21 protein-coding genes are annotated in these 24139 nt (G+C 68.7%); 10 read left to right on the top strand and 11 right to left on the bottom strand.

Translation table 11 applies throughout. The annotated features are described in order from the left end of the window. The first annotated feature begins 86 nt into the window (after positions 1-86). The 5 genes from HD592_RS03980 to HD592_RS03960 all read left to right on the top strand — a co-directional run bounded on the left by HD592_RS03980 (position 87) and on the right by HD592_RS03960 (position 5799). A complete protein-coding gene (locus HD592_RS03980; RefSeq protein ID WP_184452059.1) occupies positions 87-914 on the top strand; it encodes a sensor histidine kinase in 828 nt (275 codons plus the stop codon). Continuing rightward, positions 907-1614 carry a response regulator transcription factor gene (locus HD592_RS03975; protein WP_343058728.1) on the top strand — a complete coding sequence of 236 codons (708 nt, stop codon included), beginning with the start codon at positions 907-909 and terminating at the stop codon, positions 1612-1614. The genes HD592_RS03980 and HD592_RS03975 overlap by 8 nt, the downstream gene beginning before the upstream one ends. A 121-nt stretch (positions 1615-1735) precedes the next feature. Beyond that, on the top strand, positions 1736-2785 hold the full coding sequence (locus HD592_RS03970) for an ABC transporter substrate-binding protein (protein ID WP_184452057.1): 1050 nt from the start codon (positions 1736-1738) through the stop codon (positions 2783-2785). A 91-nt stretch (positions 2786-2876) separates the two neighbouring features. Beyond that, positions 2877-4622: an ABC transporter permease gene (locus HD592_RS03965; RefSeq protein WP_184452056.1), complete on the top strand. Its 1746-nt coding sequence runs from the start codon at positions 2877-2879 to the stop codon at positions 4620-4622. A 25-nt stretch (positions 4623-4647) separates the two neighbouring features. After that, on the top strand, positions 4648-5799 hold the full coding sequence (locus HD592_RS03960) for an ABC transporter ATP-binding protein (protein ID WP_184452055.1): 1152 nt from the start codon (positions 4648-4650) through the stop codon (positions 5797-5799). 99 nt (positions 5800-5898) lie between these two features. Here HD592_RS03960 and gdhA read toward each other — a convergent pair whose 3' ends face one another. The 8 genes from gdhA to HD592_RS03920 all read right to left on the bottom strand — a co-directional run bounded on the left by gdhA (position 5899) and on the right by HD592_RS03920 (position 11921). Further along, entirely contained in the window at positions 5899-7260 is a 1362-nt protein-coding gene (gene gdhA / locus HD592_RS03955; RefSeq protein ID WP_184452053.1) for an NADP-specific glutamate dehydrogenase, read from the bottom strand. A 152-nt stretch (positions 7261-7412) separates the two neighbouring features. Further along, complete coding sequence (locus HD592_RS03950) at positions 7413-7901, bottom strand: hypothetical protein (RefSeq protein WP_184452051.1); 489 nt, start codon at positions 7899-7901, stop codon at positions 7413-7415. After that, a complete protein-coding gene (locus HD592_RS03945) occupies positions 7894-8310 on the bottom strand; it encodes a hypothetical protein (RefSeq protein ID WP_184452049.1) in 417 nt (138 codons plus the stop codon). The genes HD592_RS03950 and HD592_RS03945 overlap by 8 nt, the downstream gene beginning before the upstream one ends. Continuing rightward, the gene (locus tag HD592_RS03940; protein WP_343058727.1) at positions 8307-8648 is read right to left on the bottom strand and encodes an ABC transporter; all 342 of its coding nucleotides are present in this window, start codon (positions 8646-8648) and stop codon (positions 8307-8309) included. The genes HD592_RS03945 and HD592_RS03940 overlap by 4 nt, the downstream gene beginning before the upstream one ends. A gap of 16 nt (positions 8649-8664) precedes the next feature. Then, positions 8665-8895: a hypothetical protein gene (locus tag HD592_RS03935; protein ID WP_343058825.1), complete on the bottom strand. Its 231-nt coding sequence runs from the start codon at positions 8893-8895 to the stop codon at positions 8665-8667. Positions 8896-8950: 55 nt separating this feature from the next. Continuing rightward, positions 8951-9853: a type II secretion system F family protein gene (locus HD592_RS03930; protein WP_343058726.1), complete on the bottom strand. Its 903-nt coding sequence runs from the start codon at positions 9851-9853 to the stop codon at positions 8951-8953. After that, positions 9850-10710: a type II secretion system F family protein gene (locus HD592_RS03925; protein ID WP_184452045.1), complete on the bottom strand. Its 861-nt coding sequence runs from the start codon at positions 10708-10710 to the stop codon at positions 9850-9852. The genes HD592_RS03930 and HD592_RS03925 overlap by 4 nt, the downstream gene beginning before the upstream one ends. Next, the gene (locus HD592_RS03920; protein ID WP_184454412.1) at positions 10707-11921 is read right to left on the bottom strand and encodes a TadA family conjugal transfer-associated ATPase; all 1215 of its coding nucleotides are present in this window, start codon (positions 11919-11921) and stop codon (positions 10707-10709) included. Before HD592_RS03920 ends, HD592_RS03925 begins: the two co-directional genes overlap by 4 nt. Positions 11922-12118: 197 nt before the next feature. Here HD592_RS03920 and HD592_RS03915 point away from each other — a divergent pair, with 197 nt between their 5' ends. Beyond that, complete coding sequence (locus HD592_RS03915; protein WP_246429977.1) at positions 12119-13210, top strand: phosphotransferase; 1092 nt, start codon at positions 12119-12121, stop codon at positions 13208-13210. A gap of 84 nt (positions 13211-13294) precedes the next feature. Here the strand turns inward: HD592_RS03915 and HD592_RS03910 are convergent, their stop codons facing one another. Continuing rightward, the gene (locus HD592_RS03910) at positions 13295-16648 is read right to left on the bottom strand and encodes an ATP-dependent helicase (protein WP_184452043.1); all 3354 of its coding nucleotides are present in this window, start codon (positions 16646-16648) and stop codon (positions 13295-13297) included. A 1-nt stretch (position 16649) separates the two neighbouring features. Further along, positions 16650-19775 (bottom strand): PD-(D/E)XK nuclease family protein, encoded by a 3126-nt coding sequence (locus tag HD592_RS03905; RefSeq protein WP_184452042.1) that lies wholly within the window; start codon positions 19773-19775, stop codon positions 16650-16652. A 76-nt stretch (positions 19776-19851) separates the two neighbouring features. Here HD592_RS03905 and HD592_RS03900 point away from each other — a divergent pair, with 76 nt between their 5' ends. Then, positions 19852-20076 carry a DUF3107 domain-containing protein gene (locus HD592_RS03900; RefSeq protein ID WP_184452040.1) on the top strand — a complete coding sequence of 75 codons (225 nt, stop codon included), beginning with the start codon at positions 19852-19854 and terminating at the stop codon, positions 20074-20076. 87 nt (positions 20077-20163) lie between these two features. On the opposite strand, the gene HD592_RS03895 is transcribed toward HD592_RS03900, so the two are convergent. Beyond that, the gene (locus tag HD592_RS03895) at positions 20164-20793 is read right to left on the bottom strand and encodes a ferritin-like fold-containing protein (protein WP_184452038.1); all 630 of its coding nucleotides are present in this window, start codon (positions 20791-20793) and stop codon (positions 20164-20166) included. Between the two features lie 136 nt (positions 20794-20929). Here HD592_RS03895 and HD592_RS03890 point away from each other — a divergent pair, with 136 nt between their 5' ends. The 3 genes from HD592_RS03890 to HD592_RS03880 all read left to right on the top strand — a co-directional run bounded on the left by HD592_RS03890 (position 20930) and on the right by HD592_RS03880 (position 24116). Next, positions 20930-21625: a FadR/GntR family transcriptional regulator gene (locus tag HD592_RS03890; protein ID WP_184452036.1), complete on the top strand. Its 696-nt coding sequence runs from the start codon at positions 20930-20932 to the stop codon at positions 21623-21625. Between the two features lie 118 nt (positions 21626-21743). Beyond that, a complete protein-coding gene (locus HD592_RS03885; RefSeq protein ID WP_184452034.1) occupies positions 21744-23183 on the top strand; it encodes a four-carbon acid sugar kinase family protein in 1440 nt (479 codons plus the stop codon). A gap of 48 nt (positions 23184-23231) precedes the next feature. After that, on the top strand, positions 23232-24116 hold the full coding sequence (locus HD592_RS03880; RefSeq protein WP_184452032.1) for an NAD(P)-dependent oxidoreductase: 885 nt from the start codon (positions 23232-23234) through the stop codon (positions 24114-24116). Positions 24117-24139: the final 23 nt, after the last annotated feature.

Raw genomic sequence — 24139 nt, 5'->3', positions numbered from 1 at the left:
AGCAACATCGAAGGTTTTGCAAGAGGCGCTCTGCAATTAACCTTGGCTGGAAAGAGAGCTCAGTGAAGCGACGGAGGCGAAGGACGATGGGATGGCTGTGGGCCTGGGCGCTCCTCGCCCTCATCCTCGTCGCCCTCGCCGGATACGCGTGGCGCACGCGCCGGGAACTCGACCGCGCGCGAGCGGAACTCGCGCGCCTGAGACGCCTCCACGAAGAACGCATCCGACGCCCCTCCGTCCTCTCACACGAACTGCGCACGCCCCTCACCGTCGTGCGCGGCGCAGCCGAACTCCTCCTCGACGAAGCGGCGGGCCCCCTGAACCCGACGCAGAGGACCTTCGCCAAGACCATCGCGGAGAACTCCAACCAGGTCATCGACATGGCCTCCGACCTCCTCGCCGAAGCCAGCATCGAGTCCGAGCTCTTCAAACTCCGCCTCGATCGGGTCGACATGCGCACCGTCGTGCGCGAATGCGTCGTCGAGATGCGCCGCGTCCACTCCACGCCCATCCGCCTCGACAACCACGGCGCGCCCGTCTCCATGCGCGCCGACAAGCGGCTCATCAGCCAGGCCATCACCAACGTCATCAACAACGCGGCGCGGCACGCCGGAGAAGGCGTCTCGATCCGCGTGAGTCTGGCGGACTCCGACGAATGCGCCACGATCTCCGTCTCCGACGACGGCGCCGGAATGAGCGCCGAGGACCGCGAGCGCCTCTTCGTCCCCTTCGCGACCGGCGGCTCACGGCGCCCCGGAACCGGACTCGGCATGATGGTCACCCAGAAAGTCGTCGACCTTCACGGCGGACGGGTCCTGGTCGACACGATTTCAACGAAAGGCACCACCGTCTATCTCGTCCTTCCCCGCGATCCGAATACCACCATGCTCAAGGAGGCTGAGACCCGTGGATGACGCGGCGCGCACCACCAACCCCAGGGCCCTCATCGTCGATGACGAGCCCCAGATCCTCATGATCATGCGTTTCGCCCTCGAAACCGCCGGATTCGACATCGTCGAGGCCAACGACGGAGCGAAGGCGTGGAGCGCCTTCACCTCCGCGACCTTCGACCTCGTCCTCCTCGACCTCATGATCCCCACCATCGGAGGCGTGAGCCTCGCGCAGCGCATCCGCGCCGTCTCCGACGTGCCCATCATGATGATCACCGCGCTATCGGAGGAATCCGACAGGATCCGCGGTCTGGAAGCCGGAGCCGACGACTACATCACCAAGCCCTTCAGCCCGAAAGAACTCTCGCTGCGCGCCAAAGCCCTCGTCCGCCGATGGCGGGGCCGGGAGAACGAGGTCCTCGTCAACGGCGGCCTCCTCATCGACATGCGTGAGAACCGCATCGAACTGGGCGGACGCATTCTCGAGATGCCCGACACGGAAACGCGCTTCGTCATCGCCCTCGCCCGTCATCTCGGGCAGCCCGTCTCCTACCGCACCCTCCTCAACGAAGTGTGGGCCACGCACGACGCAGCCGGGGCGAAAGACATGATCAAGATGACCGCGTACAGGGCGCGCCAGGGACTCGGCGAACACGGGCGCACCTACATCCGCTCCGTGCGCTCCGTGGGCTACACCATGCCCCGCCTCCACGAGGAACGGTAACGAAGGCGTTACCCCTTGTTGCCGAGCCGCGACCACGCGCGCCCCGCGCTCCGCGACGATGGGGGCATGGCACGGGGTCAGAGTCGACCCAGCCGCGTGTCGATATTCAAAGGAGAATCCCATGACCAGGACCAGGACAGCCCTTCTCGCCTTCGCCGCGGCGGGCGGCCTCGCACTCACCGGATGCGCGGTCGACCAGACCCAATCCGGCACCGCCGAGGGCACCGGCTCGATCACCGTCGCCTGCGGCGCGATGGAGGACCTCTGCCAGAAGTGGACCGAGACCTTCACCGCGGCCACCGGCATCGACGCCACCTACGTCCGCCTCTCCTCCGGCGAGACCGTCGCCCGGCTCGACTCCGCCAAGGACAACCCCGAATTCGACGTCTGGCACGGCGGCCCCGTCGACGGCTACGGCGCAGCAGCGGAGAAGGGCCTCATCGAAGCCTACGACTCCCCCAGCGCCGCGCCGATCCCCGACAAGTACAAGGACGCCGAGCACTACTGGACGGGCGTCTACGTCGGAGTCCTCGGATTCTGCTCCAATCAGACGGTCCTCGACGGCCTCGGCGTCAAGGTCCCCACCACCTGGGACGACCTCCTCAACCCCGCCCTCAAGGGGCAGATCTCGACCGCGCACCCCTCCACCTCCGGAACCGCCTTCACCACGCTGTGGACGCAGCGCACGCGCCTGGGAGGCGAGGACGCGGCCTTCGAGTACATGTTGCAGCTCCACAACAACGTCCTCCAGTACACCAAATCCGGCACGGCGCCCGGCCAGATCGCGGGCCGCGGCGAAGTGGGCGTCGGCCTCGTCTTCTCCCACGACTGCGTGAAGTACCGCGAAGAGGGCATGAAGGACCTCGTCGTCTCCTTCCCCGAGGACGGGACCGGCTACGAGATCGGCGGCGTCGCCCTCGTCGCCAATTCCAAGAACAAGGAAGCCGCGCAGAAGTACATCGACTGGGCCATCTCGCCCGATGCGCAGAACGTCGGCCAGACCGTCGGCTCCTACCAGGTCCTCACGCACCCCGACGCCAAGACCGACGAGCGCATGGTGAACCTCGACGACGTCAAGCTCATCGACTACGACTTCGGGGCGGCCGCAGCCGCGAAGCCCGCGCTCACCGCGCGCTTCGACGAGGAGATCGCCGCGCAGCCCAAGGAGTGACCGAGCTCGGGGCCCGGGCGCGCGCCCGGGCCCCGAGCCGCCCGCCCCAGGCTCATCCGACCGATTCGGCCCTCACTCGAAGGGAAACCCCATGTCCGCTCCCGCAGCCCCGCGGCTCGAAGACTCCGTCGGGGGAACGCGCACGACGCGCCGCTCGACACGCGTCCGCCGTGATCCCACGACGATCGCCCTCGTCGCCATCGTCTTCGTCGTCCTCTTCCTCCTCGTCCTCCTCCCCCTCATCACGATCCTCTCAAGGGCCTTCTCCTCCGACGGCCTGTCAGTCCTCACCTCGATCTTCGCCAGTTCCACCAACCGGACGATCATCCTCAACACCGTGATCCTCGGCGTCGTCGTCGGGCTCGCCGGAACGCTCATCGGCTTCTTCCTCGCCTTCATTCAGGCGCGGGTCGCCCTGCCCGGCAAGAAGATCCTCCACCTCATCGCCCTCATCCCGATCGTCTCCCCGCCATTCGCAGTGGCGACCTCGTCCATCACCCTCTTCGGGCGCAACGGGATCATCTCGACCCAGGTCCTCGGCCAGCAGTGGAACATCTACGGGCTCCCGGGGCTCACGCTCGTCCTCACCCTCTCCTTCTTCCCCGTCGCCTACATGAACATGCTCGGCATGCTCCGCAACCTCGATCCGGCGATGGAGGAGGCCGCGGCCTCCCTCGGAGCGTCCCAGTGGAAGGTCTTCCGCTCCGTCACCCTCCCCATGCTCATCCCCGGCTTCGCCGCATCCTTCCTCCTCCTCTTCGTCGAAGCGATCGCCGACCTGGCGAATCCGCTCGTCATCGGCGGCGACTTCACCGTTCTCGCCTCACGCGCCTACATCGCGATCAACGGCGAGTACAACACGGCCGCGGGCAGCGCCTACTCGCTCATCCTGCTGGTGCCCGCGCTCCTCGTCTTCCTCATCCAGCGCTACTGGGCGGGACGCTCCTCCGCGGTCACCGTCACCGGCAAGCCCGCCGGCCGGGTGCGCCTCGTCCGCGCCCCCGTCGCCCGCATCCTCCTCGGAGCGGGCACCGCACTCGTCGCGCTCTTCATCGTGACGATCTACGCCACCGTGATCGTCGGCGCCTTCGTCAACATCCTCGGAGTCGACAACACCCCGACGCTCGACAACTTCCGCTACGTCCTGTCCGGCATCGGCAACGACGCGATGATCGACACGACGATCCTCGCCCTCATCGCCACCCCCATCGCGGGCATCCTCGGCATGGTCGTCGCCTGGCTCGTCGTCGTCCGCCTCAAGGCGAGCGCGGGCGTCATGGACTTCCTCGGCATGCTCGGCCTGTCGGTCCCCGGCACCGTCCTCGGCATCGGCTACCTCATCACCTACAACCAGCCCATCATCTTCGCCGGACGGCAGTACATGCCCGCCCTGGCGGGGGGGAGCGCGGTCTTCGGCGGCGCGCTGGCGATCATCCTCGTCTACGTCGCACGATCCATGCCCTCGGGCCAACGCTCGGGCATCGCCAGCCTCCAGCAGATCGACAAGTCGATCGACGAGGCCTCCACCTCGCTCGGAGCCTCCGGATTGCAGACCTTCGCCCGCGTGACCATGCCCCTGATCCGCCCCGCATTCATCGCGGGCCTGACCTACGCCTTCGCGCGTTCGATGACGACGCTCTCCCCGATCATCTTCATCACGACACCGAAGACGAAGATCATGACCTCGCAGATCCTCTCCGAGGTCGATGCGGGGCGCTTCGGCAACGCCTTCGCGTTCTGCACGATCCTCATCCTCATCGTGATGGCCGTGATCGGCCTGACCAACATCCTCGTCCGCGACAACGCACCGGCCGCCCAGAACCGCGCGGGCCTGTGAGCGCCCCACACCTTAGGAAGACGAAATGACTGATAGCACTGCACTCGAGGCCCCTGCACCGACCGGACGCCTTTCACTGGTCTCCCTCACGAAGACCTTCGGCGAGGGCGACAACCGGGTCACCGCGGTCGACCACATCGACCTCGACATCGAACCCGGGGAGTTCATCACCCTCCTGGGCCCTTCGGGCTGCGGCAAGACGACCACCCTGCGCATGATCGCGGGCTTCGAGGACGCGACCTCCGGAGAGGTCCTCCTCGACGGCGAGAACATGGTCGTCATCCCCCCGAACAAACGCCCCATGTCCATGGTCTTCCAGTCGTACGCCCTGTTCCCCCACCTCTCGGTCCGGGACAACGTCGCCTACGGCCTCAAGCTCCAGAAGATGCCCGCAGCCCAACTCGACGAGGCCGTCGACGTCGCCCTGGCCTCGATGAACCTCACCGCCATGGCGAACCGGGCGCCGTCGCAGCTCTCCGGCGGCCAGCAGCAGCGCGTCGCCCTCGCCCGCGCCATGGTCGTCCGTCCGAAGGTCCTCCTCTTCGACGAGCCGCTGTCGAACCTCGATGCGAAGCTGCGCGTCAAGATGCGCATCGAGATCCGCCGCATGCAGAAGCGCCTCGGCATCTCCTCCGTCTACGTCACTCACGACCAGTCCGAGGCGATGGCGATGTCCGACCGGATCGTCGTCATGAACGCCGGGCGCATCGAGCAGGCGGACACGCCCTCGGAGATCTACCTCCACCCGGCGTCCGTCTTCGTCGCCGACTTCGTCGGCCGCGCGAACTTCCTCAGGACCGCGGTCCTCGATGCGATTTCGCAGGAGAGGGTTCGCGTGCGCGCGCTCGGCGCGGAGATCCTCGTTCCCTCCGAGCCCGGAGCGCGCGCCGCTGCCCTCGCCGGCGAGGAGGTGGTCCTCATGGTCCGCCCCGAGTCCCTGCGCCTGCGCCCCGTCGACGACAAGCCCCAGGCCCTCACCGGCGACCTCGGCCAGATCATCACCAGCGTCTTCTACGGGGACACCATCGAGTACGAGATCGAGACGGAGTTCGGCACGGTCATCTGCGTCGTTTCGGATCCTCGCGAGGACGAGCTCCTGGACGAGGGCAGGATCGTGCGCCTCTCGGTCGAGTCGGACAAGGCCTGGCTCTTGCGCTCAGAGCACGCCACGGTCTGAGCGCGGCGAGAGCACGGCCCGAGCGCGGCGTTCGGCGCGCGATGCACGATCGGGGGTGGCCCGGGAGGACCCGGACCACCCCCGACGGCTGCGATCGGATCAGATGAGGCCGAGGTCGACCATCGTGTCGGCGACCTTCTTGAAGCCCGCGAGGTTCGCGCCAGCGACGTAGTCCCCGGCCACGCCGAACTCCTCGGCGGTGGCGACCGAAGCCTCGTGGATGTTCACCATGATCCGGTGGAGCTTCGCGTCGGTCTCCTCGAAGGCCCACTGGGTGCGGCCCGAGTTCTGCTGCATCTCGAGCGCCGAGGTCGCCACGCCGCCAGCGTTCGAGGCCTTGCCCGGGGCGTAGGCGACGCCCGCGGCCTGGAGCGCTTCGATGGCCTCGGGCGTGGTCGGCATGTTCGCGCCCTCGGCGACGAGCTGGACGCCGTTCTTGATGAGGGTGTTCGCGGCCTCGACGGGGAGCTCGTTCTGAGTCGCGCAGGGAAGGGCGACATCGCAGGGAAGATCCCAGATCGAACCGCCGGACACGAAGCGCGCCGAGGGGCGCTCGTCCGCGTAGTCGGAGACGCGGCCGCGCCGGACCTCCTTGACGTCCTTGAGCAGGGCGACGTCGATGCCCGCCTCGTCGACGACGTAGCCGGAGGAGTCGGAGACGGCGATGACGGTCGCGCCGAGCTGCTGGGCCTTCTCTGTCGCGTAGATCGCGACGTTGCCCGAGCCGGAGACGACGACCTTCTTGCCGTCGAAGGAGGTGCCGCGGGCCTTGAGCATCTCCTCGGCGAAGTAGACGAGGCCGTAGCCGGTCGCCTCGGTCCGGGCGAAGGAGCCGCCCCAGTTGAGGCCCTTGCCGGTGAGGACTCCGGCGTCGTAGCGGTTGGTGATCCGCTTGTACTGGCCGAAGAGGTAGCCGATCTCGCGGCCGCCCACGCCGATGTCGCCGGCGGGGACATCGGTGTCGGGGCCGATGTGGCGGGAGAGCTCGGTCATGAAGGACTGGCAGAAGCGCATGACCTCCGCGTCGGACTTGCCCTTGGGGTCGAAGTCTGAGCCGCCCTTGCCTCCGCCGATGGGCAGGCCGGTGAGGGAGTTCTTGAAGATCTGCTCGAAGCCGAGGAACTTGATGATCGAGAGGTTGACCGAGGGGTGGAAGCGCAGGCCGCCCTTGTAGGGGCCGATCGCGGAGTTGAACTCGACGCGGTAGCCGCGGTTGACGTGAATGCGGCCGGAGTCATCGGCCCAGGGGACGCGGAACATGAGCTGGCGCTCGGGCTCGACGACGCGGTTGAAGATCGCGAGATCGGCGTACTCGGGGTACTTCTCAGCCAGGGGCGCGATCGTGAGGAGGACCTCGTAGACGGCCTGGTGGAATTCGGGCTGCGCGGGATCGCGGTCGAGGACGGCCTGATAGACCGGGCGAAGGGTGTCGGACAGTCGTGACAGATCAAGATTGCTCATACGCGAAATAGTGGCAGTCATCGCCGACTGATGACACACCCTTTCCACATGTTGACCACCGCATGTCTTTCAAGCGGATCACTATACCGATCATTGACCGTCACCATAGACGCTCTTCACCCATTCAAAGCCTGCGCCCCACCTGAAGGCGCTCAGGGGTTCATGGCGACCCTCGCCGTGGACTCGCGCACGAGAACCGGTGCGCCCACCCCCTGCAACACCCCGGGCACGATCGGCAGAACCGCCCGAGCCCGCACCCCGACCCGGACCCGCGCCGCCTCCCGCTCGACCTCGACGATCGACACCCCTGCGCCGACATCGCACACCGACCCTTCGAGCGCCTCCAGCGCCCGCTCCGCCGCACCCCGCGCGGCACGCGCCGACACCACCACTTCGACGCGGCCCGCGCCGCCGTAATACGCGGAGGCGTCGATGATCCCCGCCGTCGCCACCGACAGTCGATCCGCGCAGGCGAGGAGGCGGCGATCCTCGATCGCCACAGCCGTCACCGTCGCCGAAACGAAGAGGAACGACACGACGATGAGGAGGCAGACGCCCATGAGCAGGCCGATCCGGCCCGCCTCCTCCTCCCCTCGGCCCCCGATCCCCCCGAAGCCCACGCGCCTCCCCCTCTCACTCATCGAGGCGCACGCCCTCGACCAGGGTCGCCGAACGGGCCTTGATGGGGATCGCCAGGCGCGTCTGAGCCCACCTCGGGACGAAGGGAAGGGGGACGAGCGCCGACACTTCGACTTCGACGTCACGATCGGCTCCGGAGCACACCCGGCACCCGAAGGAGGCCCGGGGGCTCGAGGCCACATGGAAGTCGTCGAAGGCCAGGTCGATCTGGGCGAGCGCCCTCGCCTCGTCCCCCGAATCCTCCGCGAGGATCCGCGACGCCTCCCGGGCCCCCGCCTCAGCGGCGAAAAGAGCGCCCTGCACCTGCGCGAGACTCACCACGAGGTAGACGACGGGGACGACGAGCAGGAACACGAGGCCGACGAACTCCACCGTCGCCTCACCGTCCTCCTGGGCCCAACGCCTCATCATCCCTCCTCGATCAGAGAAGAACCGGAGACCGTGAGCCACTGCGGCCCCCATGACACGAGGATCGGGATCCTGGTCGTCACCGTCACCACGAGGACCTCGGCCCCGTCGACGCCCTTCCGCTCCGCTCTGATCCGGGCATCGTGAGCACCGGCCAAGTCCGTGAAGAGCGCCCTCGTCCGATCGACCGCCTCGGCCTGAGAGCCCCCGAGGAGCCCTCCCCGACGAGCGCCCTCCCCCGCTGCCGCGATCGCCATGTTCCGCGTGTGCAAGGCGAAGGCCAACTGGAGGAGCGCCAGGACCACGATGAGGACGATGACCTGCACGAGGGCGTGGGACACGACCTCGGAGCCCTCCTCAGATCGCAGAGAGCGAATCCATCGCACGGTTGAAGATCTCCACGAGTCGATCCGAAGCCACTCCCCAGATCACGACGACCAATGCCGCCGTCATCAAGGTGATGAGCACCCAGCCCGGCACGTCCCCGCGCTCGGGGTCGCCCTGCGTCCTCGCCCGGGCGAGGACGCCATCGCGGAACGCCGTGAGCAGTCCTCGCGCACGGGCCCCGATCCCGTTGAACTCATTCATTTACCATCTCCTTATCCTCCCCGGACGGGGAATCACGAAGCCCCTGTCCACGGACCTAGGGCATCAGTTCGAGAGCCATCAGCCCCGGATACAGCGCGAAGAGCACTGTGACCGGGAGAATGAGGAAGACGACCGGCAGGAGCATCGCGATCTCCCGTTTGCCGCCCTCCTCCAAGAGCCTTTGGCGCGACGCCTCACGTATGTCCCTCGCCTGATCGTGAAGCACCCGGGCGAGCGGGGAGCCCCGCTCGATCGCCGTGATCAGCGTCTGGCACAGGCGATCCAAAGGGGCCGAGTCATTGCGCGCGCCCAGTTCGCCGAGCGCCCTCGTGCTCGGCAGCCCCAATCTGATCTCCGCAACGGTCACCTCGATCTCATGAGCCAAATCCGAGTTCGAGATCCGCGCCACCCGCTCCAGAGCGGCAGGAATCGACTCCCCCGCCCCGACGGCCAGGGCCAGGAGCTCCGAGGCGTCGGGCACCTGCGCGTCGATCCGGCGCTGGCGCGCATTCGCCCGCACGGTGAGGAGACGATCCCACAGGGCGACGCCCGCCAAGGCGCCGAGCGCTCCGAGGACGATGAGCGAGGCGAGACCGCTCGCCCCTCTCGACCACGCGAAAGGCGCGCCGAAAGCGACCGCGCACCCCATTCCCGCACCGCCTGCGAGCGCCTGGCGCAGACGGAAGGGGGCCGGATCGGGATCCGCGCCCAGGAGAACCAGGCGCCGCACGACCGTCGGCGTCGTCGACCCGAGGGAATCCGCCAGAGCCGCGAAGACGGAGGATCCCCTCCCCCTCCCCGGAGCGCGCATGCTCGCAGGACGGCCGGCCGCCACCCGCCGGGCGAAGTTCGGGCGCCCCGCAGCGATGGCCGCCGCGACGAGCACGACCCCCGCCCCGAAGGCGAGACCGACGAGTGCCGGACTCGCACCGCCCAGGGCCCCCATCACGCCCTTCACCGCAAAGTCCTCGGATCGGACGACAAACGCCCCACCGCGCGCATCGCGAGGTAAGCGATCACGCAGACCCCCGCGCCCGAGACGAGGATGAGGATCCCCGCGGGGGTGTTCCACACGGCCGCCGCCCTCGGCTGCGCGGAGATCATCACGAGAACGAGCCACGGCGCGACCACCGCCAGACGCGCCGCATTGACCGTCCAGGACTGGCGGGCTTCGAGCTCCCCGCGCACCCTGGCGTCCTCGCGCAGCAGGACCCCCAGATCCCGGAGCAGCACCGAAAGATCCGCGCCGCCCACCTCCCTCGCCAGGCGCAGGGCCTCGACGATCCGATCGGCGACCGGATCCGCCAAACGCCCCTTGAGCCGTGTCAGCGCCGTGTCGAAGCGGCCCTCCGCCCGATAGTCGAGGGCGAACTTCGCGAAAGCAGGGCGGAGCTCCTCCGGGCCCGTCTCACCCAGCTCCGCGAGGAGTTCCGGCAGCCCGGACCCGGCGCGCACGCCCGACACGAGCGAATCGATGACCTCGGGCCAGGCCTCGCGGGACTTCTTCGCCCAGGCGCGGGCCCTCGCCGCCACGAGCATCTGCGGCACCGGCGCGCAGATCGCGCAGACGATGCCCGCCACGGCCGCCACGCCCGTCCACGCGTAGACGACCAGCGCGATGACGAGCATCACGGCGGCACTGACGCCCACGAGGCGAAGCGGCGTCAATCCCGTGATCCTCGCCCTCGTCACCTGATCGGCCCAGGCCGGATACCACCCGGGCGCGGGCGGGGAGAAGGCCGGGGCGCCGAAGAGGGCGCTCAAGATGAGGACCCAGCCGACCCCCATCACCAGTCCCACGAGATAGGCGCTCATGCCTCGGCCCCCAGGAGGGACGACAGGTCCGCGCCGGCGGCCGCGAAGCGCTCATGCAGCTCAGCAGTTCCCGAACCGCGCTTCGCGCGGACGCCGTCGAAGGACCACAGGAGCGAGGTCTCGATCCGATCCGCCTCCACCCTGCCCGGAAGATGAAGGATCTCCGTCACGCGGCGCCGCCCCGAAGAATCCCGATCCACATGGCACACGAGGTCGACGCTCGCCGCGAGCGTCGGGACGACAAAGTCGGAGCGGACGTTCTCTCCCGCGAGCAGGGGCAGCATCGTGAGCTTGGACAGCGCCTCCTTCGCGGAGTTCGCGTGCACCGTCGCCATCCCGGGCACGCCCGCATTGAGGGCGAGCAGGAGGTCGAGCGCCTCGGCGCCGCGCACCTCTCCCACGACGAGGCATTCGGGCCGCATCCGCAGAGTCTCGCGCACGAGGTCGCGCAGCGTCACTTCGCCACGTCCCTCGAGATTGCCCGGTCTGGTCTGCAAGGACACGCAGTCCCGATTCGAAAGCCCGAGCTCGAAGACCTCCTCGCAGGAGATGACGCGCCGGGTCCTCGGCACCTCGCCGAGCAGCGCCCGCACCAGCGTCGTCTTGCCGGCCTGGGTCGCCCCCGACACCACGATCGACAGCCCCGCCACCACCGACGCCCGCAGGAAGGCCGCCATCGCCGAGGACGCCATGCCCGCCTCGACGAGATCGGCCAGAGATCGGGCCCTCTGGACGTGCTTGCGGATGTTGACCGACCAGTGGCCCGCCGTCACCGGCGGGATCACCGCATGGAGGCGCTCGCCTCCCGAGAGCATCGCGTCGACGAAGGGGCTCGACAGGTCGAGCCTGCGCCCCGAATGGTGGAGCATCCGCTCCACGAGATCGCGGACCTCCTGATCGGACAGGATCACCGTGGTCAGCTCGGGCACTCCGTTGCGCGCGACGAAGACCCGGGAGGGCGAGTTCAGCCAGATCTCCTCCACGCTCGGATCGTCCAAGAGTGGCTGCAGGGGCCCGAGCCCTACGATCGCGGCCTGCAGGCTCCGCGCCAGATCCTCGCGTTCGGGCACGGACATCGGGCCCGAGAGCATGTCGATCGCGTCGTCGATGATGCGATCGATCGTCTCGGGCGAGGTCGCCGGATCGACTCCGCCCGCCGCAAGCCGTTCCCGGATCCAGTCCAGGTGGTCATCAATGGCCTCATCCGCCATAAGCACTCCCGAATGAGATGTCCCACTCATCGAAACCGTCAGCTTCGACGCGCCTTCGCATCGAATGCTCGGAAAGTACCAAATCCGGGGCCGTGCGTGTGGCCGTTTCGCCCGATTGTGGACGGAGGCCGATGCGCGTCCGCATATTCGGGGTCTTCGTCTCGCCGAGGCCCTCGGGCATGTACCGTGGAAGCGTGATGCGCGCGAAGACCCCCCTCGAACTCGCAGCCCTGGCGACAGCCGCTGTCCCCGGACTCCGGGTCGCCGGGCTGCGCCCCCCGCAGTTCTCAGACGAAGTCATGTCGGTGACCGGCATCGTCGACGTTTCCGGCAACAAGTGGACCGTCGTATGCCCGCATGACACGGTCGGCGGACTCGACCTCGACGCCGAGTCCGGCGTTCTCTCGCGCCTCGCGAAGGCGAAGGACGCCAAGCGCATCCCCTTCGACGTCCCGAGGATCCACGGGACCGCCCTCACTCCCGAGGGCGACCGGGTCATCGTCCATCAAGACCTCGGCGGGGCGATGATGGAAGCCGAGGATTTCAACGACCCCCATCTCCTCCCCGCATCGCTCGGCAAGGCCCTGGCCTCCCTCCACAATCTGCCCGATGCCGTTTACACCGGCATCCACCTGCCCGCATACACCACGCAGGAATGCCGAGATCGCCTCTTGGCCCTGCTCGACGAGGCCGCCACGCAGATCCTCATCCCCGCCAATCTGTGGAACCGTTGGGAGGCGGCGCTCGACGAGGTGTCGCTGTGGCGCTTCGCCCCCGCCCCCATCCACGGGGATCTGCAGGGGAACTCGGTGATCGTCGAGTCCGGTACGGTCAGGGCCCTCACCGGCTTCACCTCCGCCCATCTCGGCGACCCCGCTCAGGACATCGCCTGGGTGCTCGCCCAGGCCTCCGACGCCTTCCTCGAGCGTTTCAAGGAGGCCTATTCCCTGGAGCGCAGCCGGAGCGACCTCCAGCTGTTCACCCGCGCCCAGCTGCTCTCGGAGCTCGCCATCGTGAGATGGCTCGTCCACGGCCTTCATGCGGAGGATCGTTCGATCATCGCTGATGCGCGCGAGATGCTGTCGGAGCTGAGCCGCGACCTCGGAGATGCGGATCTGATCCCGCGAAGGCGCGCGCTGAGCGATCCTGTTGACGACTCGGATTCGTCGGCGGCGCACAGTGCTTCATCACCGGAGGCGAGCAGTGCTTCGTCGTCGGCGATGCGCAGCGCTTCCGAGGATGAGGCTCCCACGGAGCGCCTCGACCTCAACGACTTCGACCGGGATTAGGGCCCCGTCCCCCCTCTCGCATCACGCATCTTGATGAGCCCGCTGCGGTTCCACCCGCAGCGGACCGCAGTCGCTCCTCCTCGTTCACTCCTCGTCGGACGAGCGCCCCTGGGATTCGAGGGCGTGCCTGACGAGTTCCTCGATCGGAACCTCGGGGTCCACTCCCGCGAGCCCCTCGATCGTCGGCAGATCGATGACCTCACCCGTTGCGACGAAGGCGAGCAGCGCATCGACCTCGCTCTCGGGCACTGAGCGGACGCGCGCCCATGCGGCCCGATAGAGCCTGAGCTGCGTCGCGAAGTAGCGGAGCTTCGCCGGATCCGTTCCCGGATTCGGCGTCATCCCCGACTTCCAGTCGACGATCACGGTGCGCCCTTGCGCATCGGAGAAGACCGCATCGATGCGGCCCGCGATGCTCATTCCCGCGAGCTCGAGGCAGAAGGGCTCTTCGATCGCGATCGGCGAACCCGTCCTGACGATTTCGAGTCGGACGAAGTGGTCCGTCATCTTCTGGAAGCGGGCGCGCCCGGCTTCGTCGAGGGATTCAAGGCCCGTGATCGGTTCCTCCCACAGCTCGCCCGAAGCTTGATGGAGCTGACGCTCCGCCCAGAGGTGGAACAGCGTGCCGAGTGAGGAGTTCGCCGCGGGCGGGGTCGGCATCGGGCGGCGCGCTTTGAGCGCGAAGGAACGCGGATCCTCCAAGAGGGAGGAGACCGAGGTCGCGGGAATCCGGTCCCTCCAGATCACCTGCTCGGATTCTTCAGCGCGAAGGCGACGCTCCTTGAGCAGGGCCGTGACATCGCGCACCCGTTCCGTGTCCCCCATGTCCAGGAGAACGGCGAAGACATCCGCGTCCGAATGCAGCTGGGATCGAGCGCGGCGGACCCGTTCGGCCGACTCCGCGACGAGTTCGCGCGAGGGCCCCGGCGCGACGGGGAAGAGCGGATCCTCGCCCTTCGCGCGCAGGTTCTCCAGTTCCTCGTCTTGCGGACAGGGGGGGACGGCCGACTCGAGCTCCTTGAGGCGGCGGTCGAGGGTCTCGGCCGACTCATCGTCCAGGTCCTCCCTCCTCCCGTTCGCGAAGGCGATCTGCCGGGTCTGGAGGACCGTCCTCGCATCGTCGACGAGGGCGAAGCGGGCCTCTTCGAGATAGCGCGACGGCGGATGGGGCTTCGTCGCGGTATCGAACCAGGATCCGATGAGGAGCTCGTCGTGCTTCGCCCTGGTGAGGGCCACGTAAGCGAGGCGACGTTCTTCGCGTTCGGCGTGCCTGCCGAGCGCAGGCTTGTAGCTACCCTCCAGCCAATTCTTGAACGCGGCCGCGGGAGTCCTCCCGGCGGTGAGGTCGATGCTCGAGTCGGGCAGATCGATCGCGTCCCCGCGGAGATGGTGCGGGAGCTCCCCCGGGTTATTCACCCACCCTGAAGTCGCCGGGGGCTCATCGCGCCACGTGATGCTCTTGGATGAGTCGTGCGAGGGGAAGGATCCGTCAGTGAGGCCGAAGACGATCACCCCGTCCCACTCCAGGCCCTTCGACTGGTGGACCGTGAGGATCTGGACGGCGAGAGGATCCGCCTCGACCGCGGGGCCCGCCAGGCCCCTCTCGTTCTCCTCGGCCGCCGCGAGCCAGGCGAGGAGCCCCGAGAGAGTCGGTGACTCAACGGATTCCTCGAAATCGGCGATGACGTCGATGAAGGCGTCGAGGGCCTCGCGCGCCCCCACCCCGAGGGGATCGGCGATCGCATCATCGGAGATGGACAGCAGGCTCATCGCACGTTCGGCGAGATCGACGAGTCCGCGTCCTCTCAGGGAGCGCAGCGCCCTGAGGCGGGAACCGAGAAGACTCACCCGTCGCCACGCCGTTCCGGTGAAGGCGGGAGACTCCTTCGAGCGCCGCCATCCGGGTTCGGGCGGATTGTCGACGGCTTCGAGGAGGAAGGCCGAATGCCGGTCGCGCCCCTGCCGGACCGCGAGCTCCCCGGCCCATTTGCCGAGGATCGCCAGATCGGCCGCTCCGAGATCGAGTCTGACGAGGAGGCGGAGGAGCGCGGGGGAATTCTGGACGTCCTCGGTGATCTCGAGGGCCGATCTCAGGTCGGAGACGGCGGGCTGGTCGAGCAGACCGCCCAGACCGATGATCTGCGTCGGGATCCCGCGATCGCGCAGGGCGTGATCGATGGGGAGGAAGTGCTTGCGTTTCCTCGCGAGGACCGCGATCGAATAGTCCTCGCCCCGATGCGCGCGCCTGAGTCCTTCGATGTACTCGGCGACCTCGGCGGCTGCGGTTTCAACCGTTGAGGAATAGGCGACGCGCGCATCCCCCTCGTCGGCGAAAGGCGATTCGACGAGCAGGGGCGAGGGGGCGGTGCGCGCGCTCCGCCTCAGCGGCTCGGCGACCCGGTTCGCCGCGGTGAGGATCCGGCGGTCGTTGCGCCACGCCGTGGACAGGGCGAGCATCCGCCCCCCGGCGCCCTTCGCGGAGAACCTGTCGAGGAAGGAGTCGAGGGAGGAGGCCGAAGCGCCCCTCCACCCGTAGATCGCCTGATTGGGATCTCCGACGGCCGTCACCGGATGGTCGTGGAAAAGGGCCGACAGCAGACTCATCTGGATGACCGAGGTGTCCTGGAACTCGTCCAGGAGCACGAAGCGGTGCTCGCCCCTGATCGAGGCGACCGCCTCGGGCGACGAGTGCACGATCCGCGTGGCGAGGACGAGCTGATCGGAGAAGTCGAGGACCCCCATCCGCCTCTTCCGGCGCTGGAATTCCCCGATCGGGTCGAGGAGGGCGATGCGCCGTCGATTCGCGCGGATCGCGTTGCGGATCGCATCGTTGCTCGCGGGGATCTCCTCGAGCTCCGCCGAGTACTCCTCGAGGCGTGCGCGCGCCGTCTCGAGGTCGTACTCGTGCTCCGCCAGCTGCCCGGAAAGGCTCAGGGCCTGATTCACGGCGGTGGCGATCGACATCTCCGTATCGATGGCCTTCGGCCAGGCCATGAGGATGTCCGTCATCAGCTGGACGCAGCCGGCTTCACCGAGCATGCGGAAGTCAGGATCCACTCCAATGCGCAGCGCGTGCTCCCCGACGATCCGCTGAGCGAAGGCGTTGTAGGTGAGCGATACCGGGGCTTCCGCAGCATCGATCCGCGGCACCGCCTTCGCGAGGAGGCAAACGCGCTCCGAGAGCCGCTCGGCGAGTTCGCCGGCGGCCTTCTTCGTGAAGGTGAGTCCGAGGACTTGACCGGGAGTGAGCTCCTCGTGATTCGCCAGTGCCCACAAGACCCTCATGGCCATCGTCTCGGTCTTGCCCGAGCCAGCGCCCGCGACGACGAGCAGCGGCCCGGGGGGCGCCTCGATGATCGCCTCCTGCTCCGCCGTGGGCACGACCTTCGGGTCCACGATCTCTTGGATCCGCTTGGCCGACAGCATGCTCTCCCCCATTTCAGTCCACCGTCTTCCTGCCCCGCTCGTCGGCGGGGCACACCTTCGTGAATGAGCAGTGCTGACAGGTCTTCCGATCCGGTTTCGCGACGAAGGAGCTGGAGCGAAGGGTCCCCGCCACGGTCTTGAGCGCGTCGAGCCAGTGCTCACGCGTCTCCTCGTCGAAGGCCTTCTGTCGGCGTTCAGCCGGCTTGTTGCCGTTGAGATACACGAGCCTCGCGCCGACGACGTCGAAGCCCAGCTCCGCGAGGGCCAGCTGGTAGAGGGCGAGCTGGGGATGGAGCTCCGCCTCGCTCACAGAGATCGCCGACCCCGACTTGAGGTCGACGATCCGCACGCCCTCGTCCACCTTCTCGATGCGGTCGATCCTGCCGCCGATCACCGCATCGCCGATCCGGACGTCGATCGGGGTCTCGGTGTCCACGTCGCCGGGAACGCCGACGAAATAGGACGCCAGGTTCTCAAGGCGCTGATGCGCTTTCTCGACGAAGGCCTGCCCCTCCCACGTCCCCGTGTCGATGTCGAGTTCGCGGAGCTCGGCCTGGAAGAGCTCTTCGAGCGCCTCCTCGTCTCCGTGGGGCGCCTTCTCGGCGATCGCGTGGATGAGCGTGCCGATCCTCTGGGCGTCGCCCGCGGGACCTTCAGCGCCGATGTCGGAGAAGAACCACTTGAGCGGGCACTTCATCGCCGATTCGAACTTCGACGGGCTCAATCGGACGACTCCCGAGGCGATCGGCTCGCTCGAGGAGAGGGGGCCCTCACCCGTCCAGGTGGCCGGGTCCGCCGAGACGACGCCCTCCCGCCACAGGAGCGCCAGGAGGAGCGCCGCCTCCTCGCATTCCGCCTCATCATCGCCGCGCGCTGCGCAACGGCGCAGATCCGCGACCTGGCCGAAGAGGCTCAGGGGCGCCGGGGCGGGAGAGAGGATCGGCGCGTCTTCGCCTTCGAGGCCCGCGCTCGCCGCAAGCTGCTCGAAGAAGACCGAGGGCGCGGCGTCCTCAGCGCTCACGGCCCCGATGTGGAGCACCCCCGTGCAGCGCGACACCGCGGCGGCGAGGAGGCGGCGCTCGTCGTTGAGCACCTCCTTGCGCGCGTTCTTCGGGTTGTCATCGAGGAAAGCCGACCCGTCCCAGGAATCCGCGATCCGCCCCGTTCCCAGCTCGGTGATGAGATCGCCTCGCAGGGTGCGGGTGCGCAGGCGCGTATTCGGCCAGACGCCGTCCTGGAGGCCGACGAGGGCGACGACCTTCCAGTGCCGGCCGATCGCCTGCGCGGGCGTGAGCACCGCGACTCCGGGCGGCCGCACGCCGACGAGGGCGATGGTGTCGATCGGCACCTGGCGGTCGAGGAGCCCGCGGGCGAACTCGGCCGCCGTTCCCGAGGGATTGCGCTGTTCCCACACATCAGCGACGCGCATGAGGGCCACGACCGCGTCGAGCTGGTCGTCGAACCACGCGGAGTCCTCATCCCCCTTCAACGCCCCTTCGCGCCAGGGTTCGGCGCGCTCGGCGAGCTCCCACATCCGCCACAGGGCCTCCTGGGGCCTCAGGGAGCCCGCCCCGCCCCGTTCCCTCCAGAGGCGGTGAGCCCGTTCGAGGGCCCCGGGCAGTGCTCCGCCCGCACGGCCCCGCCACAGCGACGGATCGTCGAGGAGGCGGCTCACGCCGATGAGGAAATCCGCCTGCTCCTCGTCGTCATCATCGCCAGCAGCGGGGGCCAGCGCGTTGAGGCCCGCCAAGAAGCGATGCAGCTCCAGGCCGTCGAGTTCGATGAGCGGCGAGGAGACGAGCAGACGCGCGCGCTGTTCCTCACGGAGGCGCTCCTCCCCGCCGATGAGTTCCAGCAGGGCGCGCGTGGTCGCGTGGGCGGCGAAGTCGAAAGCCCGCGCCCCGCCCTCGACCGGCACCCCGCCGCGGCGGAGATAGCGGGCGAACTCCTCGGCCTGGCCGGCCGAACGCACGATGACGGCCTGCTCGGTCCAGGGGATGGAATCGTGGAGGCGATGCTGCCTCAGCGCGTGGGCGATATGGGCGCCGAGCTGGGCGTTCGAGCCGCCGATATGGGCGTGGACGGCATCGGGGTCCGGCGCGCCGCACCCCCCGGCCGAACGCCTCGCGGGCGAACCCGTCTGCGAGATGCGCTCCACGATCCCGCTCACGCAGACGCGCAGACGCGGTCCCTGGCAGTGGACGTCCCCGAGGTCCATGGCCTCCGCGTCGATCGCCGCAGTCAAGCGGCCGTCCAGATGGGGCTCGCCCCCGCGATAGCCGGCGATCGCCACATCCGGGTCCGCGAAGGCGATGACGCGACTTCCGGCATTCACCAATGAGGTGAGCAATCGGATCGTCGAGGGCGTGCAATCCTGCAGATCGTCCACGACGACGAGATCGGGGGCCTCGAAGCCCCCGTCGACGCCGCGCTCAGGAGCATCGGCCTCCCAGGCATCGATGAGCTCAGCTGCGAGCGACTGGATCCTGGCCAGATCCACCCGCACGACGTCGCGGTGCTCGACCGAGAAGGACTCGCCCGAGAGGTAGGCCTCCAAGAGCGCGCCCGCCGCCACCCATTCCGGGCGGGCGAAGCGCTGCCCGGCGTCGGCGAGGGCCGCACCGTCGAAACCCACCTCACCGGCCCTGGCGAAAAGATCGCGCAACTCGTCCCGGAAGGCGGGGATCGCGCGCATCTCGGAGGGCAGTGAGTCCGGCCAGGGCGCCGGGACCCCCTCGAGGAGCTCGGCGATGAGCTCGTCCTGGAGGGCGCCCGTCACGAGTTCGACCGGGCCCAGCGGATCGTGTCGATTCAGGCGCCAGGCCGACACCACCGAGTACGCGAAGGAGGCGGGCGTCCTCACCGGGCGCACCGTTTGCGGTGCGAGGGCCTGGACGCGCGGAGTCAGGGCATCCGCCCTCACGCGGTCCGGGACGAGGAGAATCGCCCGTTCACCGCGCTCGGCCGCGTCCTCCATCACGGCGAGCGCACAGGTGGTGCGCCCCGAGCCCGGAGCACCCCTGACGACCAGGGACGCGACTCGGGCACGATCGCGCACCGCCTCCTGGGCGCGATCGAGACTCGGCACATCGGCCCACCCCGCGGGCCTGGGCCTCACCTGAACACGGATTTCGCTCATGACTCAATCCTCCCTCAGGCCGTGGGCGTTTGCGGCGCCTAGCATGAGGACCAGGACCAAACCCTCAGGAGGACACATGAACATCACGATCGGCATCCGCGGCTCCGCCCGCGAAATCTCCATCGACCTCGACACCGAGCGCGAAGAACTCGTGTCGCGCGTCAACGCGGCGGTCCAGTCCCTCTCCGTCCTCGACCTCACCGACGACAGGGGCCAGCGCTATCTCGTCCCCGCCCGCTCGATCGCCTACGTCCAGATCGGAGAGCAGATCGAGCGCCGCGTCGGATTCGCCATCGTCTGAGGGACCGCGCCCTCGCCCCGAAGGCGCCGGGCACGGCAGCGAAGCGGGGCGGGGCGGCGGGAGGCTCCGTCGCCCCGCCCCGTCCCGTCAGGCCTTGAGATTGATCTGAGCCATCCTCTCGCCGTGGCGCTTCGTCACGAAGGCCGCGATCGCGTCGGCGGTATCCGGGTCCTGAGCGAGGTCCGGGTGGGTGAACAGGGTCGCCCTCGCCAATCCGAGGACCTCACCGGCGACACGGCGCGCCCACAGCGACAGGCGGGCGGCGAGTTGCGGGTCAGCAGCGGTCACGGGCGCGAGATGCGTCCGCTCCCACTCGCCCTGCGCGAGGTCCCAGGGCGCGGCCTCGCCGTCGAAGAGCTCGTGGCGCTGGGACACCTCGAGAAGCAGATCCCCGATGATGCCGACGGTCACGTAGGTCTTCACCGTGCGCTCGAACCAGGTCGTGGGCCGCGTCCTCGCATCCAGATCGTCGTACAGACCGGAATACTGGCCCGCGGCGGCGAGGAGGTCGATGCCTCGATGAGCCGCCCACACCTCGAGCTGCTCGAAGATCTCGAAAGCGCGCGCCGACATCCGCGCGTGCTCGATGTGCGCCTCGATATCGGGCGCCTGATCGCCGTCCTTGGCGAGTCGCGTCATCACCGCGAGCGCGGAGTAGGCGAGCAGGCCGATGACTTCAACGTCCTCATGGGGAACGGGTGCGTACTCGGTGTCCATGCCCCCAGCGTAATCGCGCGGAGCGGCGTCCTCCGCGCCTTTCACGATCGGTCTTGCGGCTCGAGACCGTTCATGCACCGCCTCCTCGCCGAAATAGTGCGATCCTTGGAGGCGAGTCCACGGGAGGGGCACTGGAATGAAGCGGGACCTCGTCGAACAGGTCGTCGACGACATCACCAAGGCGATCATCGATGCCGAGTACCAGGAGGGCGAGGCGCTCCCCCCGGAGGGCGGCCTGGCCTCGCGCCTGAACGTCTCGAGGCTGACCGCCCGCGAGGCGGTGAGGATCCTCAAGGACCGCGGGATCCTCGAAGTCGTCCAGGGCCGGGGCACCTTCGTCGCACCCCGTGCGCAGTGGAACGACCTGTCGACCCTCGTCGCCTGCGCCCTGCACGACTCGTCTCCGAGGGACGTCGGCCTTCGTCTCACCGAGCTTCGCCGGATGATCGAGGTCGGCGCCGCCGGTCTGGCCGCGCGCAATCGCTCGGAGGCGGATCTCGCCGCCCTCGCGTCGCACATCGCGGCGATGGAGGCGGCCGATGAGGCCGATGACGTGTCCCGGCACATCGAGGAGGACCTGGCCTTCCACCGGCGGATCCTCCTCGCCTCCGCGAACCCCTTCATCCCCGTCGTCATGTCCCCTCTCGAGAAGGCCCTCCACGAATCGCGCGTCGTCACGGCCTCCCATCCCGAAGTGCGCAAGCGGGCGCAGAATCACCACCGCACGATCCTCGACGCGCTTCGGATCCGCGATGAAGAGGTCGCGAAGGACGCCATGCGGGCGCATATGACTCAGACGCGCCTGGATCTCGTGCAGAACACCGACTCCTAAGGTTCGCCGCTCCTGCGACGCCCTTGCCGATTCGGCGAGGGCGGAATACCCTGAGATCAAACATCAGAGGTCTGAGCAATGTTGCTCAGACGGGAGCCGGCATCACGAAGGAGTGAACATGCCCCTCATCCCCCGCACCGATCTGCTCGCAGGACTGCCCCCGGCGCCCTCCATCGCCGCCGCCGAGGTCGCCGCAGCCCAATCCGCCGCCTCGCACGCCCCCATTCACATCGTCCTCGACGACGACCCCACGGGCACCCAGTCGGTCGCCGGCCTCCCGGTGCTCACCTCCTGGCAGATCGACGACTTCACCTGGGCGCTGGGAACCGGCGCCCCGGCCGTCTACGTGATGACGAACTCGCGCTCCCTCAGCCCCGAAAACGCCGAAGGCATCACCCGCGAGGTCGTCGCCGCCGCCCTCGAATCAGCGCGGGGGCTCGGTGTCGAGATCGACTTCGTCTCACGCTCCGACTCGACCCTGCGCGGCCACTACCCCCTCGAAACGGACACGATCGCCGACGCCCTGACATCGGCGACCGGGCGCGGCGCCGACGGGATCGTCCTCGTCCCGGCCTTCCCCGAAGCCGGACGGATCACGATCCGCGGCGTCCACTACGCGGGCTCGGCCGACCACGGGTACCTCCCCGCGGCCGAGTCCGAATTCGCCGAGGACAACACCTTCGGCTACTCCCGCTCCTCACTCGCCGAATGGGTCGAAGAGAAAACCGGCGGCGCCAGACGCGCCGACGACGTCCTCCTCATCGACATCGAAACCCTGCGCACCGACCCCGACAGGACCGTCGACATCCTCCTCAGCGCGAAGAACTCGACGCCCATCGCCGTCGACGCCGTCGAGACCGCCGACATGCGCGCCCTCGCGCTCGCCCTGATCCGCGCCGAGGAGGCAGGATCGCGCTTCATCTACCGCGTCGGCCCGCCCTTCGTCCGCGAGCGCATCGGCCAAGAGCCCCACCCCCCTCTCACCCCCGCCGAGATCGAGCACTCCCGATCGGGCCGCGCCTGCACCGCCGGCGGCCTCGTCGTCGTCGGCTCCCACGTCGGCGTGACCGCCCGCCAGCTCGACCGCCTGACCCGCGGGAAGGACGTGCCCGTCCTCGTCCTCGACTCCGCCCGCATCCTCACCGGCGAGGACCCCGAGGGCTGCATCGCGGACCTCATCGACGAAGCCGTGGCCGCGCTTCAGACCGGGACCGCGATCCTGCGGACCTCCCGCGCGATGCTCTCCGGATTCGACCCCGACACGGCGCTCGCCCAAGCCCGCGCCGTCTCCGCCGCGATCGTCGCCGTCGTCCACGGCGTCATCGAACGGACGACCCCGAGATTCGTCGTCGCCAAGGGCGGCATCACATCCTCCGACGTCGCCTCGAAGGGACTGGAGATCCGCCGCGCCCGCGTCATCGGCCCCATGCTCCCCGGGATCGTCTCCCTCTGGTCCGCGATCGACGGTCCCGCGGCGGGGATCCCCTACATCGTCTTCGCCGGCAACGTCGGCACCGACGAATCCCTCGCAGAAGTCGTCACCAAGCTCGAACTGTAGGCGCCGCCGACGCGGACCCGCCCCATCCCATCCGACAGGAGAAGAACAATGCCGTTCAGAATCGCCGTCCTCGGCCTCGGCGCCATGGGCCTGCCCATGGCCGCCCACCTCGCGCAGACCTTCGAGGTCATCGGCTTCGACCCCTCCGAGGAGCGCCGCGCCCTGGCCGCCTCCCGAGGAATCGCCATCGCCGACAGCGCCCTCGCCGCCTCAGCCGAAGCCGACTTCCTCCTCGTCGCCGTCCGCAATGCGGCCCAACTCGAAGACCTCCTCTACGGCGAACAGGGCGTCATCCGGATCCTCCCCGAGGGCGCGGCCGTCATCCTCACCTCGACCGTCGGCACCGGGGCCGTTGAAGCCCTCGCCGCCCGGCTCGCGAAATCCGGCATCGGCCTCGTCGACGCCCCGATCTCAGGGGGTCCCCTCCGAGCCGGGAAGGGCGAACTCCTCGTCACCGCGGCGGCCGCCCCCTCGGTCTGGGAGCGCGCCGAACCGATCCTGCGCGCGATGGCCGGCACCCTCGTCCGCATCGGCGACGAACCGGGCAAGGGGCAGGCGATGAAGACCGTCAACCAACTGCTCTGCGGCGTCCACATCGCAGCAGCCGCAGAGGCCCTCGCCCTCGCCGGCAGACTCGGACTCGACCAGCGCACCGCACTCGACGCGCTCATGGCCGGGGCAGCCGAATCCTTCATGCTCGGCAACCGCGGCCCCAGGGCCATCGAAGCCGACGAGGGGCGCGATCCCGAAGTGCTCTCGCGCCTCGACATCTTCGTCAAAGACATGGGGATCGTGACGGAGGCCGCCAAACGCGCCGGCATCGCCATCCCCGTCGCCGCCGCCGCCGAGCAGCTGTTCATCCTCGGCAACGCGCAGGGCCGGGGCACCGATGACGATTCAACCGTGATCCGCGTCCTCAACCCCCGCTCCTGACAGACCGCAGCCACAACGACGTG

The sequence above is a fragment of the Schaalia hyovaginalis genome (assembly GCF_014208035.1).
GTDB lineage: Bacteria > Actinomycetota > Actinomycetes > Actinomycetales > Actinomycetaceae > Pauljensenia > Pauljensenia hyovaginalis.
The sequence above is the reverse complement of the archived record's forward strand: the minus strand, read 5'-3'. Positions and strand labels throughout refer to the sequence as shown.

Bases quoted from the DNA above. Each gene is read 5' to 3' on its own strand.
- HD592_RS03970 (WP_184452057.1), top strand. From the start codon at position 1,736: ATGACCAGGACCAGGACAGCCCTTCTCGCCTTCGCCGCGGCGGGCGGC.
- HD592_RS03950 (WP_184452051.1), bottom strand. From the start codon at position 7,901: ATGAGTGAGAGGGGGAGGCGCGTGGGCTTCGGGGGGATCGGGGGCCGA.
- HD592_RS03890 (WP_184452036.1), top strand. From the start codon at position 20,930: ATGAAGCGGGACCTCGTCGAACAGGTCGTCGACGACATCACCAAGGCG.
- HD592_RS03920 (WP_184454412.1), bottom strand. From the start codon at position 11,921: ATGGCGGATGAGGCCATTGATGACCACCTGGACTGGATCCGGGAACGG.
- HD592_RS03980 (WP_184452059.1), top strand. From the start codon at position 87: ATGGGATGGCTGTGGGCCTGGGCGCTCCTCGCCCTCATCCTCGTCGCC.
- HD592_RS03965 (WP_184452056.1), top strand. From the start codon at position 2,877: ATGTCCGCTCCCGCAGCCCCGCGGCTCGAAGACTCCGTCGGGGGAACG.
- HD592_RS03925 (WP_184452045.1), bottom strand. From the start codon at position 10,710: ATGAGCGCCTATCTCGTGGGACTGGTGATGGGGGTCGGCTGGGTCCTC.
- HD592_RS03880 (WP_184452032.1), top strand. From the start codon at position 23,232: ATGCCGTTCAGAATCGCCGTCCTCGGCCTCGGCGCCATGGGCCTGCCC.
- gdhA (WP_184452053.1), bottom strand. From the start codon at position 7,260: ATGAGCAATCTTGATCTGTCACGACTGTCCGACACCCTTCGCCCGGTC.
- HD592_RS03900 (WP_184452040.1), top strand. From the start codon at position 19,852: ATGAACATCACGATCGGCATCCGCGGCTCCGCCCGCGAAATCTCCATC.
- HD592_RS03885 (WP_184452034.1), top strand. From the start codon at position 21,744: ATGCCCCTCATCCCCCGCACCGATCTGCTCGCAGGACTGCCCCCGGCG.
- HD592_RS03910 (WP_184452043.1), bottom strand. From the start codon at position 16,648: ATGGGGGAGAGCATGCTGTCGGCCAAGCGGATCCAAGAGATCGTGGAC.
- HD592_RS03915 (WP_246429977.1), top strand. From the start codon at position 12,119: ATGCGCGCGAAGACCCCCCTCGAACTCGCAGCCCTGGCGACAGCCGCT.
- HD592_RS03905 (WP_184452042.1), bottom strand. From the start codon at position 19,775: ATGAGCGAAATCCGTGTTCAGGTGAGGCCCAGGCCCGCGGGGTGGGCC.
- HD592_RS03935 (WP_343058825.1), bottom strand. From the start codon at position 8,895: ATGAATGAGTTCAACGGGATCGGGGCCCGTGCGCGAGGACTGCTCACG.
- HD592_RS03895 (WP_184452038.1), bottom strand. From the start codon at position 20,793: ATGGACACCGAGTACGCACCCGTTCCCCATGAGGACGTTGAAGTCATC.
- HD592_RS03960 (WP_184452055.1), top strand. From the start codon at position 4,648: ATGACTGATAGCACTGCACTCGAGGCCCCTGCACCGACCGGACGCCTT.
- HD592_RS03945 (WP_184452049.1), bottom strand. From the start codon at position 8,310: ATGATGAGGCGTTGGGCCCAGGAGGACGGTGAGGCGACGGTGGAGTTC.